This is a genomic window from Streptococcus pasteurianus (assembly GCF_004843545.1).
GTDB classification, from domain to species: Bacteria; Bacillota; Bacilli; order Lactobacillales; family Streptococcaceae; genus Streptococcus; species Streptococcus pasteurianus.
The window spans coordinates 1,613,131-1,627,286 of the sequence record NZ_CP039457.1; the positions used below are offsets into that span (position 1 = coordinate 1,613,131).

The window sequence follows — 14,156 nt, forward strand, 5'->3', positions numbered from 1 at the left end:
CCATTTACTAAAGTAAATAACAACACTACATTGCATTTTCCTTTGGGATAAGTCACCAAGTTCCGTATTACTCAAAATACTCCCCTTGCTAGTGCTAAAAAGGCACTATTAAAACACCTTATCCCATAGCCCGTTCTTTTTTAAAAGAAAGAACATACCGTCCACCCTCGCGGGTCTCTTTACGCTTTTGACGTAAAACAGTTCGTGGTTTTTGTACAATTCAAGGAAACCAAAAGCAGTTCCAACCCATTTTTGAATCTTTCCTACTTTGAGCTTTCGCTCCGCCCAAACCTTAACACCATTGTCAGATTTATCAATCTACTTTTAACAAATTTGATGTAGTAAACTTAACGCTATACCAATTCGCAAAAGTCTTGACAAAATCAGCCAAAATGCATATAATACAAGTAACCAAACTATATTATACGTTAGATTTTAACTGATGTCAGTGAGAATCTGACGTGTTTTTTATTAAATTAATTTTACTATACCTAACATCTTTTTCGTTCATGGGATAATTCTAATTTTGCTTTTTTAAAGCACTCTTTATCTCTTTTGAACAATAGATTGTCAATAGGTATATTGAAATAATTAATATGCTTAATTACTTCAATATGACTACTGAAAATCAAAAATTAATGGTTATAATCACTATAGTTAACTAACTATATTTATATTATATAGTTGATTAACTATATTGTCAAGCTTTTTTTGACAAAAAAATAAATTTTTTTAAAGAAAGGAAAATATGTTCCCAGAACGCTTAAAAGCCTTACGTAAAGAGGCAAAACTTACTCAAAAACAAATGGCTGAAGCACTTAACATCAAACAGCCAACTTATGCTCAATGGGAAAATGGTCGAACAAAACCTAAAGCAGAAACTTTAGAAAGATTTGCTAATTTCTTTAATGTATCAACCGACTATTTATTAGGAAAAACAGACATCAAAAATAGTTCTGAATTAACTGAAACTGACATTGAACAAATTCTCAACAATGACGTTATCAGTTATGACGGAAAACCTATGACAGAACATGACAGAGAAATTCTAACACAGGTAATTAAGGATTATTTTGATGGCAAGCTTAAGGACTACGATTGACAAACTTCTTGACGAATTAGGTACTAGAATTATTTACCGAAACATTGATAGCGGTGGTAAAGCTTATGTACAGTTAAATCTTATGGTTGTAAATCCAAATCTACCACAACAAAAACAAGAACAGATTATCTTACATGAACTAGAACATATCAAAAGGAAACACTCCAAAACCTCTTATTCTTCTCCTAACTATCTTACAAAACTCGAAGCGGAAGCAGAACACGGAAGAATAAAAGCAGATATAACTACTTATATAGAAGAAACACCAGAAGAATACTGGAATATCTATAATTTTTCAAATCATTATGACATTAAACCAGAATTTGAAAATTATATAAACAATCATCTAAAAAATCCTGATAAAACAAAAAAAGACGACTAGAATTTTTTCTAGTCGTCATCTTTTGCGTCCTCAATAGCTTCTTTCAAAGCTTCGCTATTTTCCTTATAATAAGTAGCCTTAGATGAACCTGAAAAAACATAACTACCATAATCAATATCAATTTCTCCATCATCATCTAACGTATATGATACAATATATTCTTTTCCATCTACAAAAGTAAAAGTACCATGCTCTCTATCAACACTAGTTATAGAATGTTCACCCTCAAAATATAATTTCCCAGAATCACCATCTATCTCCAAAGCTAATTCTTTTTCACCATTATAATTAACACCATAATACTTCCCACTTAAATCATCTTTTGATGAACACGCAACAAGTAAGAATACTGACATAACCGCTAACAATACCGCTAATAACTTCTTTTTCATAAAAAGCACCTCCCTTAATATATATCCCTATCTGATAGAAAACTTTTAATCTATCAACATCACGTCCTGATAAGTGACCAATAATTTTTATTTTGACTTTATCACTATCAATTTCATAAAATCTTACAATATCAATCCATGATGGCTTTCATCTCATATACTCTATTCTAGCAACCACTACAGAATAGATATTTAAATCAGTCATTAAACACCTCCTCATATTCTGAAAAGTCTTCGTCACTGAAAAACTCTTTTACATCAGCAGGATTATTAAAATCTACCTTTTTAGATGGTATTTTTTCTTCTATCATTTTGAGAAATTCCTCATCAGAAATAGATGGCTTTTCTAAAGTTACATCAAAAGGCAAACTGCGTGTTCTCACACTTTGAATCAAAAACATTCTAACGGCTGTTGCCATATCAAGCCCTAAATCTTTATATATCTTTGAAGCTTCTTTCTTTAGTTCATCATCTACACGTACTGTTACCATTGACATAACTAAAACCTCCGTACTCTATTTGTACTTACATTGTACCACTATTTTATAGTTTTTTCAACTAAAATACACAGTAAAATGCATTAGTAACACTAATGCACTTTATTCTATACCTAATTGATTAAAAAATATATTGTTTTACTTATTAAATATCCATCTCATAAAAAGTTTAATTAGCCAAAACTTGACTGATTTTTGACTGATTAAACCACTATAAAATGATAAATGACAATAATTTATATATTCTTTACTTTGATTAAAACGTGATAAAATCAATGTTTCTAAACATCATCAACAGTCACTAATATCTTGACTTTCTCACTGAAGTAAAATGCATTAGCAAAAAACTAATGCATTTTATTCTATACCTAGTTGATTAAAATATGTTGCTTGGTTAATTTTTAGTTAGCTCCCTTACTACAATTATAAAAAAGTTTAAAATGCCCTTAAATTAAGCATTTATAATTTCACGTTACTATATCCTCATATATCAATAACGTCAATATATGTCAAACTATATAAGCAATAATTCAAATTAGTCTATATAACCATATTTAAAGAGAACTAAACTAAATAACCTGACTCCTTTAGAATTAAGGAATCAGGTTGCTTAACTATTTTTACTATTTCACTAACTACTTGACAAGGAACTACTCAAATCTTTCTAATCACCCTTTTATTTTAAAAATTAAAAACATCATTAAAGTTCTCTGCCATAGTAGGATGCGTAAATATTTGATTCTTAAGATAAGTGTATGGGATATGGTTATCCATAGCTAACTTAATCAGGTTTATATTTTCCTGAGCCCCTTCACCAAAAAGAGTTGCTCCTAAAATATCTTGTGTTTTTTCATTAACAATAACCTTATAAATACCTCGAAGATTGCCATTAACATGAGCTCTAGGCATAGCTGAAACCATTAATTCATTTGCTTTATAGGGAAGATTTGCCTCTGCAGCTTCTTTTTCTGTTAAACCTACACGTGCCAAAGCAGGGTTAATAAATAATGTAGTAGGGATATTCTTTCTCTGACTAGCGTTATAATCACTCTGTCCAGTTAATTTATTAAAAACTATGCGATAATCGTCCAATGACACATAAGTAAATTGGAGCCCGCCATTGACATCCCCAACAGCATAAACATTTGGAACACTAGTTTCACAATAATCATCAACCTCAATGGCACCACGGTCTGTTACCACAATATCTGTATTTTCAAGTCCCAAGTCAGTAATATTCGGTTTACGACCAGTCGCATAAAGGACAGCATCAAAACTCATTTTCTGACCATGATTGCTTAAAATAACATTATCCTCTTCATCATTTTCTAAAGCATTTATCTGAGCATTTAAAACAAAGGAAACACCGTCTTCTTCCATGTATTCTTTTGCTAGCTGCGCAACGATATCCTCCTCACGTGGCAAAATACGGTTAGCAGTCTCAAAAACGGTGACCTTACTGCCAAGATTAGCATAAAGGCTGGCAAATTCAAGCCCGATATTACCCCCTCCAATGATTCCTAACCTTTGTGGCAAAGTTTCTAATTTTTGAATACCAGTGCTGTCAAAGACATTTTTAGATTCCTTTAATCCTGGGATAGGCAAACGATTTGAAATGGCGCCTGTATTAATCACTATAGTATCAGCTGTTAACTGTTCACTATCCTCGCCAGCAACTATTTTAATAACCTTATTAGAGACAAAACTTGCTTTAGCATCATAAAGATCTACACCAGCATTGACCACATTGGCTTTATTTTTCTGATTTAATCGATGCGTAACCACCTCTTTTTCAGCCATTGCCTGCTCAAATGTTAAATGATTTTCAGCTGCATGGATTAATGTTTTTGTTGGAATACAGCCAATATTGATACAAGTTCCTCCATACATTGAAGAACTTTCTTCAACAAGAGCAACTTTCTTGCCAAGAGAACTCATCTTAGCAGCAAGTGTCTTTCCAGCTTTACCAAAGCCAATAACTAATAAATCATATGTTTTCATTTTTGTTCCCCCATAAAAGCACCGCATCATTAAATAACAAACATGATATTAGCGATATTGTGTTAAATCTTGTTTTAAAAAGTAGTAAAATAAGTTGCCATAATTTCCTGAATAATCCAGTACATGACCGTTATAAACGACCTTAGTGACTTTGTAATAGTCGGCAATATCGATTGAGCAAGCTTGCTGTGAACGTTCGAATTCCTCGTATGAGTCAAACGTCACCACTCGTTCTTGGTTTCCTGCGTTTAAAAATGTAATTTCAATCATCACTTATATTTCCTTTCCAACTCATAATACTGTGTTACTCACATGTTGGCGCTAACATTAACCACAGTACTATGGAAATCTTTGTACACTGCTATGCTACTACAAAGTTCATACTAGCACAACTATTCTGTTTGAGATAAACTTCCAACTTTATAGAAAATATGATAGCTTCACCTTTTCTAAACCTTACTTCCAACTATCCACACGATGACTTTCTTTAATAAAATACCTTTAGGTTAATTACTAAGAATATAAACTCACTTATTTAAAATCTTATTATTTTACTTATTTTTATAAAAAAGTTACTATAAAATCCTAACGAATATGACTATATATAAAATAATATTCGTAAAAGGAGAAAAAATGAAAACTAACCGTTACTTCATCGCAACATGTGGTGTTATCTTACATTTAATGCTAGGCTCAACCTATGCTTGGAGCGTCTACAGAAATCCAATTATCGCAGAAACAGGATGGGATCAATCAGCCATTGCTTTTGCCTTCTCGCTTGCTATTTTTTGTTTAGGAATGTCCGCTGCTTTTATGGGACAACTCGTAGAAAAATTTGGTCCTAGATTAACTGGAAGTATATCTGCCTTTCTTTATGCCTTAGGCAACATATTAACTGGTTTGGCTATTGCAAAGAATAGTATTGTTCTGCTCTATCTAGGGTATGGAATTATTGGTGGAATCGGATTAGGTGCTGGGTATATTACACCTGTATCCACTATTATTAAATGGTTCCCAGATAAACGTGGTTTAGCTACTGGATTAGCTATTATGGGATTTGGTTTCGCAGCTCTTTTAACTAGTCCTATGGCACAGTCGTTAATAATACATTCTGGAATTATTAATACATTTTATATACTAGGAGTAATATATTTCGTTGTAATGATTCTTGTTTCACAGTTTATCAAACTCCCTACAAGCAAAGATTTTTACATTTTATCTAAAGATAATTTACCAACGGATATCACCCAAGGCGTCTCTGCTAAAAAAGCTTTAAAAACATGGGATTTCTATATGTTATGGATGATTTTTTTCATCAATATTTCTTGTGGACTGGGACTTATTTCAGTTGTTGCTCCAATGGCTCAAGATTTAGCTGGAATATCTGCTAGTGAGGCAGCAATTATTGTAGGAATTATGGGAGTTTTTAATGGTTTTGGAAGACTGTTATGGGCAAGTCTTTCAGACTTTATAGGTCGTCCTTTAACCTTTTTAATTTTATTCATTGTTAATATTCTTATGACAATAATGATCATGCTTTCCCATTCTCCAATATTATTTGTTATTGCAATGGCTATTTTAATGTCCTGTTATGGGGCAGGGTTCTCTCTAATTCCACCCTATCTCAGCGATATTTATGGCGCAAAGGAATTAGCCATTTTACACGGTTATATTTTAACAGCTTGGGCAATGGCTGCTCTTTTCGGACCAATGTTATTAGCAACGTCATATGCAATAACCCATACATACACCGCTACTTTGATTTGCTTCATCTTACTCTATCTTATAGCTTTGATGCTAATTATTAAGCTCACGAACCACCATAAAACTCAAAAACACTAAACATGCAGCCACTACACTATAGCTCAAAATATTTACAAAACACGCAATATGACTCTTAAAAATTGTATTTTTAGTTATTGTCAATAGCTTTCCATTCAAATAGATTATTCTTTACTATCATATGGACTATTCTGATATAACCTTATACGGATTCATAGCACCTAAATAAAAATTTATAATTTTCACAAACAAATCCATTAAATTGTGTTACAATGTCCTTACAAGCGTCTTAATAAGAGCAATTCAGTACCAAAGAAGCATGCTTACTGCAGAGGTACTGAATTACTCTTATTTTGTTGTTACGATATGCGTAAAGCTCTAAAAAGTAACCTATTTTTGACAATATCCAATTTTTAGTTTGCTAAACATCAGATACACTGACAACTAGTATAATAAATCCTAATATAGGCAATACTTTTTTTAACATCTTTTTCCTCAAATATTATCAACTATATAGTACGTTCCAACTACTGGATTATAAGTGTAATAGTACAACGGATAGACATAACGACTCAACACATATATTCTCGTGCCTCTATATAAAAGGGTACCCGTAGGAGTTCCTCCTAATGTTCTAGTTGCCTCATTATAATCCCCAACGCGTCCATCATCATTAAATGTCTGCCATGCTAAATAAGCACCTGTGCCATCTGCCGGTTTAAATCCTAGACCGGAAAACCGCCATCCAGTACCACTAAAAGTCGCCGAACGATAGACTTATCCACTTCGCAAAACTTTAGCCGTAGCAGATGGTGCAGCCGCCCTAGTCAACGGAACTTCTGGAATCACACTAACAGAAGTGACAAATTCTTTAGTTTGATACTCATCTTTTAGCTGACCCACTATAGCTACATAACCCTGATTTTGTGTAACCTCTTCATTAGAAAAGACATATCCTTGATTAACACTAAAAATAATCCCACCGTCAGGCAATGCCACTACAGTCTGATTATCACTTAACCCTTCAAACTCTGTATTTATTTGCTCCTGCGTTAAAGTATAAGAAACATCACTCTCCAAAGCAAAAGCCGAATTAGTTCCGAATAATAAAAACAATACATTAAAAGAAAAAACTATTATAAATAATATCTTTTTCATAACAAATCACACTTTCATAAGTTTCGTCAAGGTAAATGATTTAAGTTTAATTAAAGTAGTTAAAAAATATTGTTTCCGTTATTCTCCCTTTCTATGCAACGACTTTAAATTAAGTAATAGTCAAATAATATTTCTGCTTTCAATATAAATACTTCTTCCTATGCTTATTGTGCCACTTCTATTTTTAAACGTCAATATTTTTTAAGAATAATTTAACTTTAATGCAACATGAAACTAATCTGCAAATACCAATTACCAATTCAAAATCTGTCACTAAAAAAATCTATTTAATATACAGTAAAATGCACTAGTAAAAAACTAATGCACTTTATTCTATACCTAATTGATTAAAAATATGTTGCTTGGTTAATTTTTGGTTAGTTTCTCTACTACAATTATAAAAAATAGCTCAAAACACTTTTAAATCAAGAATTTATATTTCTACGTTAACATAACCTTATTATAGCATTTTTTAAGCTTTTAGGTTATTTCGATAAAAATATGATAAAATGGAATAACTAATATCACTTCTATTACTATAAACTTGTGGATAAGTTGATTTCAAATGATGATTATGCACACGTGTTATCACCAGAATATCCACAAGCTGTTGATGATTTTGAGCTGTTTAGGAGGCAACATGAAAAAATTTTGGTCTTTTGGATTAATGGTATTATGCCTAGCTAGTTTATCTGGTTGTGAAAGCATTACACGCGCTATTCGTGGTGATGATTATGTCAATGCAAAAATAGCAGCGAGTTCTTCAGAAGCTGCTGCTTCTGCTTCAGCAAGCGCCAGCGCATCCTCATCAAAAGCTTACCAAAAAGAATTAAAGAAAGCTTTAAGTGCTGACCAATCTGCCTTTCCTCAATTATCAACAGATGTCGCAAATGACGAAGCAGAAGTTATTATGCACACTTCTATGGGAGATATTACCTTAAAACTCTTTCCAAAATACGCACCTTTGGCGGTCGATAATTTCCTCACACACGCCAAGGACGGCTATTATGATGGTCTGCTATTTCACCGTGTGATTTCAGATTTCATGATTCAATCAGGCGATCCTAACGGAGATGGCACAGGTGGTCAATCTATCTGGAATGGTAAAGACAAGAGTATCGACTCAGGGAATGGATTTGTCAATGAAATCTCACCCTACCTCTATAATATTCGTGGCGCTCTTGCCATGGCAAATGCTGGTGCTGATACCAACGGTAGCCAATTTTTCATCAACCAAAATTCAGATGACCAATCAAGTCAACTCTCATCAGATAATTATCCTCAATCGATTATTGATGCTTATGCTAACGGCGGTAACCCAAGCTTAGATAAAAACTATACTGTCTTTGGACAAGTTATTGATGGCATGGATGTAGTTGATAAAATCGCTGCGGTTGACACTGATGACAATGATAAACCAACGACTGATGTTACCATCACAAGTATTGAGGTTGTGAAAGACTACGATTTTGATTAATGAATTGATCCTCAAATAATTAAAAAATCAAGCTAGGATAACCTGCCTTGATTTTTTGCTTACCTTTTTATTAAAATCATTCCACTAAAACGCCAAATCTCCCAAGAAAAACAGATTTTTTGCTATAATATAAGAACAGAAAGCGAGACGATATGACGCCAAATAAAGAAGATTACTTAAAATGTATTCATGAACTTGGAGAAACCAGAACTAAAATCACGAACAAACGCATTGCTGAATTAATGAAAGTATCTGCGCCAGCTGTTTCTGAAATGATCAAAAAAATGATTGCCGAGGACCTCATTGTCAAAGATAAAGAGCTTGGCTACTACCTGACCAAAAAAGGCTTGCTTTTGGTTTCAGAACTTTACCGAAAACACCGTTTGATAGAAGTTTTTCTAGCCAACCATCTTCATTACAATGCTGATGAAATTCACCAAGAAGCTGAAGTTTTAGAACATACGGTTTCTACCATTTTTATCGATCGTTTGGAAGAAAATCTTAATTTTCCCGCATTTTGTCCACACGGTGGAACAATTCCAAAAAAGGGTGACTTTTTAGTAGAAATTCATCACCAAACGCTCAGTCAAATTGAAACATTGGGAACTTACAAAATCAGTCGAACACACGATGAAGCTCATTTACTAAACTACCTTGAAGAACATGAATTAGCCATTAATGATGTCGTCAAGTTGATAAAAGTCGATGATTATGCCAAAACGCACACACTCGCCTACCACTCACGACAATTGGTTATCCCAGAAAGAATTGCTGAACAAATTTATGTTGAACGAGTATAATCAGTCAATAACAAAAGGACTCCAAAACCTGGGTTTTGGAGTCCTTTCATTTGGAGCTCGCTTATTGGATAGAATCTCCTTAGATTCCCTCAATCTCAATGGTTTATTAGACATTAATAATTAGCGTTCAGATACTTTTTTAGCCAAAGCAAAGTTACCAAGAGTAGCAGAACCATTTTCAGAAACACCTGGTGTCACAATATATTCTGTTACATCTGGAACTGGTACGTAACCATTTAACAAAGCAGTGAATTTATCACGAACGCGTTTCAACATGTGTTCTTGAGCCATAACACCACCACCAAAGACAATAACTTGTGGACGGTAAAGAAGAGTAGCTTGAACTGCAGCTTGTGCGATATAGTAAGCTTGAACGTCCCAAACTTCTGAATTCAACTCAATCAATTCACCACGAATGCCTGTACGGCCTTCTAGTGATGGTCCTGCTGCCATACCTTCTAGACAACCTTTGTGGAAGGGACAGAAACCAGTATAGTTGTTCGCAACGTCTTGTGGATGTGGAGCCACATAAACGTGACCAGCTTCTGTATGACCGATACCACCGATGAATTCACCATTTTGAATTGCACCGGCACCGATACCTGTACCGATTGTGTAATAGACAAGGCTCTTAACACCTTTACGAACAATTGTTTCACCATAAGCAGAGCTGTTAACATCTGTTGTGAAATACATTGGCACCTTAAAGTGTTTTGAAATCAATCCAACCAAGTCAACATTAGCCCAGTGTGGTTTTGGAGTGGTTGTGATATAGCCGTAAGTTTCTGAATTTTCATCAATATCGATTGGACCAAAAGAGCCAATAGCAATTCCTGCCAAATCAGCTTCAAAACGTTTAAAGAATGCTACTGTTTTGTCAATGGTTTCATAAGGGGTTGTTGTTGGAAATTGTACTTTTTCAACAACTTGGAAATTTTCATCTCCAACGGCACAAACAAATTTGGTTCCGCCCGCTTCTACACTACCGTATAATTTAGTCATTTTTATAAATCATTCCTTTCGTTTCACTCAAGGCACAACACTAAACGAAAAAGAAGTGTTACGCTTTTTATTTTCATAATAACATTTTGAGAAGCTCCATCACTCCAAATCACTAGAAAAGAAGTAAATCATTTGTAACAGTAACAAACAATCAATAGATGGACAATTCTTAAATCTTATGAAAGAAGATGCCTCACACTAAAAATAATTTACCTTAATTGCAATAACATCCATAGTTCCACTCTATCACTGTTTATTTCGCCGGAAATGTAATAAGAACAAGAGTGGTCAACCTAAGTATAGCAAGTCTTTCAAAAAATATGCTGCTACTATGTTAAGATAATTTGTTTTTTTGTAAAAAATCAACAGTAGCCCCCATTAAGTTAGCAGCATTTTGAAATCGACATCTGGCAATATTTGGGACAAAAGGCGCAATACCAACGATTTGCTTCAGATTATTCAATTCTTTTGTCAAGTCGGGAATTAACCAATCTGCCTGAGAAACACCTCCACCTATTAAAATAATGTCTGGATCAAAAGCATAAGATAAATTAAAAATTCCTCTGGCTACCTGATGTACAAAAAAAGCTTTTTCCTCACAAGCAATGGTTTCACCAAGAAAAGCCCTTTCAAAAATCTCAACTGCATCTAACTTTTCCCCTGTACGTTTATAATAACGTCTAGCCATGCTAACAGTCGTTCCAACAGTTGAGAAAGTTTGAGTATCATCCACCAACATATAACCGAATTCCCCACCAAAAAGATGCTCGCCATGGTGAACCTTACCATCGATAACAACAGCACCTCCCACACCAGTTCCAAGAACTAACAACAAAGCTGTCGTACAGCCTTTAGCCGCTCCAAAAGCTACTTCTGCTAAAGCTGCGCAATTGGCATCATTTTCAATGGATACAGGAAGAGCAAACAGTGTTTCAAGTTCCGACTGAATATTAAATCCATGTATATAAGGTAGAGCGCTTGCTCCTTCAATAACACCAGTGTTTTTATTAACAGCACCCGGGGAACTAATCGCTACACCTTGAATAATGTGTTCCTTCTTTGCCTGTTCCACTATATTACTTAGGCAATGATAAAAAGATTCTAAATCTATCGGTGTTTTAACACTGGTAATATCTCCTAATTTTCCTTTATCATAAAGGGTGTATTTTATGGTTGTTCCACCGATATCAATAGCTAGTAATGACATAATATCTCCTTATACAGATAATTAGTTAAAAAATTACTATCAAGTTCGATACTTTTCTAAAATTTCTTCAGAAATATCTAGAGTAGACGTATCTGTTAGCTGTTTATACCAGTAAGCAGATTTTTTTAACGTCTTAATTTGAGTATGCGTATTTAGAGCAATTAATCCATAACGATTTTTATATGAATTTCGCCAACTCCAACAATCTATCGGAGTCCAGACATGATATCCTAAACAATTAGCACCTTCCTCTATAGCTTTATATAACCAAAAAAGATGCTCAGTCATGAAAATAATACGGTAATCATCGCAGATCATATTATCTGCATCCTTGAAGCGTTCTTCATTTTCAACTCCAATTCCATTTTCTGATACAAACCAAGGAAGATTTCCGTAATCATTTTGTAAACGTTTTGCAATAGCATATAGCGTCTGAGGATGAATTTCCCATCCTCTATCTGCATTCATACGTACTCCTCGTTTTTGATAAGAAGCATAATATTTATCTGGACGCCAATCTTGCGCTAAACTGTCACTTGAATACTCTGGTTCTCTAACACGATTTGGATGATAATAATTTATCCCTAAAATATCAATGGTATTATTCTGAATACAAGCCAGATCCTCTACATTAGAGTTCCAGATAATACCTTCTTTAACCAATAATTCCACAAAATCTTTTGGAAATTGGCCTTTAACTGAAGCATCTAGAAAGAAACGATTTTGCCAAAGATCTGCCATCTCTGTTGCTTTGATATCTTCTATATTGTCTGTCGCTGGATAGGCAGGCGTAACATTTAATATAATACCAATCCGTCCTTTGGGGTTTTGATTATATTTTCGGTAATTCGCAATAGCACACGAGGAAGCTAATTGAAGGTGATAAGCGACTTGAATTGCTTTTTTGCCATCAACTAGATCTGGGTAGTGAAAACCTAGAAGATAGCCACATTCAACCACTACCATCGGTTCATTGAAGGTAAACCAATCAACCACACGATCGCTAAATGCTTGGAAGCAAACAGAAGCAAATTTTGCGTACAAATCCACTACATGACGACTCTCCCAACCACCATACCGTTCCATCAACTCCATTGGTAAATCAAAATGATTTAAATTCAACATGGGGCGAATGCCTTGTGCCAAGCACTCATCAATAACAGCATTATAAAAGGCAAGTCCTTGTTCATTGACAGTGTTTTTCTCAAAATCATCTATTAAACGAGTCCACTGAATACTGGTCCTTAGTGATTTTAAACCAGCTTCTTTCATCAAACGTATGTCTTCTTTAAAATCATGAAAAAAATTGCTGGCAGTGTCTGGACCTAGCGCTCCCCAAAAACGCTCTTGATAGTGATCAAAATCATAGTCAAAGACGCTATCGTGCTTTTTCTTAAATCGTCCCTCGGTTTGCGGGCCACTCGTTGCTCCCCCCCATAAAAAATCCTTTGGAAATGTTACTAACATACAAAGCTCCTTTTATTCTGCTAATTGTTCCTCAACATGATTTCGCCAATCCTTGGTAACAGCTACACAATAGACCTGTAAAAGACCTATCATCCCAAAAAGAATTAATCCCTTAAATTGATATGTGAGAGCTAAAATCAAAACTAAGCCTACTAATAGTTTTAAATAGGTCATAAAATTAACAAAATTTGAAATAAAACTTAATCCTATTAAATTCTTTATACTTATCTCAAATTGACTATCGATCAATAAAGCATACTCAAAAGCTATTATGACAAAAATTAAAGCGAAGAACAAAATAAAATCAACTACTAAGAATAATAGACCTGAAATCTGCACTGATAAATATAAATTGTAGCTAAGTAAAATAAGTATAGCTGTATAAATCCAAAAAATTAGGTTCGCGCGTGCAAACTCTTTTCGAAAAAGTTGAAACGCTTCCCTTAACGTAATAGATTTATAATCGAAGTCATATGATAAATAAAGAATGGTAATAACTTTTAAAGCAGGTCCGATTCCCGCAACAATTAAACCAGTAGCCGTTAAAATCCAAAAGAATAGGGTCAATTTTACGATAACCCATATTCGAATAAAAAAAGTTTCTAATGCTTTTCCAATCATTTTTCACTATCTTTCTATTTGTGTTTTTCCTTATTGTACCACTTCTCTGAGGACTTAACTGTTTTTAAACAACGTTAATATCGTTTTAAGGTAAACAGTAAATATCAAATAGCGCTCAACGAAAATTAAAACTATACTAGATAATGAACTACCCCATATAACCAAGATTTGGTAAGTCAAGGAAGGTACAGTATCGTTTTAACTTTCGAAGAGTGTACATGATCCATTTTTCTCAGAATTACTTATTTCTAAAGGATTATTTTACTCA

Annotated in this window: 15 protein-coding genes; 6 read left to right on the forward strand and 9 right to left on the reverse strand. The window is 33.9% G+C overall.

What is annotated here, in order from left to right; translation table 11 throughout:
* The first annotated feature begins 748 nt into the window (after positions 1 to 748).
* Positions 749 to 1,102 (forward strand): helix-turn-helix domain-containing protein, encoded by a 354-nt coding sequence (locus E8M05_RS08420; protein ID WP_014620229.1) that lies wholly within the window; start codon positions 749 to 751, stop codon positions 1,100 to 1,102.
* The gene (locus tag E8M05_RS08425) at positions 1,077 to 1,484 is read left to right on the forward strand and encodes an ImmA/IrrE family metallo-endopeptidase (RefSeq protein WP_041973263.1); all 408 of its coding nucleotides are present in this window, start codon (positions 1,077 to 1,079) and stop codon (positions 1,482 to 1,484) included. The genes E8M05_RS08420 and E8M05_RS08425 overlap by 26 nt, the downstream gene beginning before the upstream one ends.
* An 8-nt stretch (positions 1,485 to 1,492) precedes the next feature.
* On the opposite strand, the gene E8M05_RS08430 is transcribed toward E8M05_RS08425, so the two are convergent.
* The 4 genes from E8M05_RS08430 to E8M05_RS08445 all read right to left on the reverse strand — a co-directional run bounded on the left by E8M05_RS08430 (position 1,493) and on the right by E8M05_RS08445 (position 4,644).
* Complete coding sequence (locus E8M05_RS08430) at positions 1,493 to 1,876, reverse strand: hypothetical protein (RefSeq protein ID WP_041973266.1); 384 nt, start codon at positions 1,874 to 1,876, stop codon at positions 1,493 to 1,495.
* A gap of 197 nt (positions 1,877 to 2,073) precedes the next feature.
* A complete protein-coding gene (locus E8M05_RS08435; protein ID WP_013643582.1) occupies positions 2,074 to 2,373 on the reverse strand; it encodes a type II toxin-antitoxin system RelB/DinJ family antitoxin in 300 nt (99 codons plus the stop codon).
* A gap of 681 nt (positions 2,374 to 3,054) precedes the next feature.
* Entirely contained in the window at positions 3,055 to 4,374 is a 1,320-nt protein-coding gene (locus E8M05_RS08440; protein WP_014620232.1) for an FAD-containing oxidoreductase, read from the reverse strand.
* 48 nt (positions 4,375 to 4,422) lie between these two features.
* A complete protein-coding gene (locus E8M05_RS08445) occupies positions 4,423 to 4,644 on the reverse strand; it encodes a DUF4649 family protein (RefSeq protein WP_012962350.1) in 222 nt (73 codons plus the stop codon).
* Positions 4,645 to 5,007: 363 nt separating this feature from the next.
* On the opposite strand from E8M05_RS08445, the gene E8M05_RS08450 reads away from it, so the two are divergent.
* Entirely contained in the window at positions 5,008 to 6,216 is a 1,209-nt protein-coding gene (locus E8M05_RS08450) for an L-lactate MFS transporter (protein ID WP_136596463.1), read from the forward strand.
* Positions 6,217 to 6,933: 717 nt separating this feature from the next.
* Here the strand turns inward: E8M05_RS08450 and E8M05_RS08455 are convergent.
* Entirely contained in the window at positions 6,934 to 7,314 is a 381-nt protein-coding gene (locus E8M05_RS08455) for a hypothetical protein (RefSeq protein ID WP_012962352.1), read from the reverse strand.
* A 546-nt stretch (positions 7,315 to 7,860) separates the two neighbouring features.
* On the opposite strand from E8M05_RS08455, the gene E8M05_RS11225 reads away from it, so the two are divergent.
* The 3 genes from E8M05_RS11225 to E8M05_RS08465 all read left to right on the forward strand — a co-directional run bounded on the left by E8M05_RS11225 (position 7,861) and on the right by E8M05_RS08465 (position 9,591).
* The gene (locus tag E8M05_RS11225; protein ID WP_013643322.1) at positions 7,861 to 8,001 is read left to right on the forward strand and encodes a hypothetical protein; all 141 of its coding nucleotides are present in this window, start codon (positions 7,861 to 7,863) and stop codon (positions 7,999 to 8,001) included.
* A complete protein-coding gene (locus tag E8M05_RS08460) occupies positions 7,955 to 8,791 on the forward strand; it encodes a peptidylprolyl isomerase (protein ID WP_003065921.1) in 837 nt (278 codons plus the stop codon). Before E8M05_RS11225 ends, E8M05_RS08460 begins: the two co-directional genes overlap by 47 nt.
* Positions 8,792 to 8,943: 152 nt before the next feature.
* A complete protein-coding gene (locus E8M05_RS08465; protein WP_003065923.1) occupies positions 8,944 to 9,591 on the forward strand; it encodes a metal-dependent transcriptional regulator in 648 nt (215 codons plus the stop codon).
* A gap of 120 nt (positions 9,592 to 9,711) precedes the next feature.
* Here E8M05_RS08465 and scrK read toward each other — a convergent pair whose 3' ends face one another.
* From scrK to E8M05_RS08485, 4 genes are all read right to left on the reverse strand, one after another.
* Entirely contained in the window at positions 9,712 to 10,593 is an 882-nt protein-coding gene (scrK, locus tag E8M05_RS08470) for a fructokinase ScrK (RefSeq protein ID WP_058692431.1), read from the reverse strand.
* A gap of 334 nt (positions 10,594 to 10,927) precedes the next feature.
* On the reverse strand, positions 10,928 to 11,800 hold the full coding sequence (locus tag E8M05_RS08475) for an ROK family protein (protein ID WP_003065925.1): 873 nt from the start codon (positions 11,798 to 11,800) through the stop codon (positions 10,928 to 10,930).
* Between the two features lie 39 nt (positions 11,801 to 11,839).
* Positions 11,840 to 13,267: a glycoside hydrolase family 1 protein gene (locus tag E8M05_RS08480; protein ID WP_003065927.1), complete on the reverse strand. Its 1,428-nt coding sequence runs from the start codon at positions 13,265 to 13,267 to the stop codon at positions 11,840 to 11,842.
* A gap of 12 nt (positions 13,268 to 13,279) precedes the next feature.
* Positions 13,280 to 13,888: a YesL family protein gene (locus E8M05_RS08485; protein WP_003065929.1), complete on the reverse strand. Its 609-nt coding sequence runs from the start codon at positions 13,886 to 13,888 to the stop codon at positions 13,280 to 13,282.
* Positions 13,889 to 14,156: the final 268 nt, after the last annotated feature.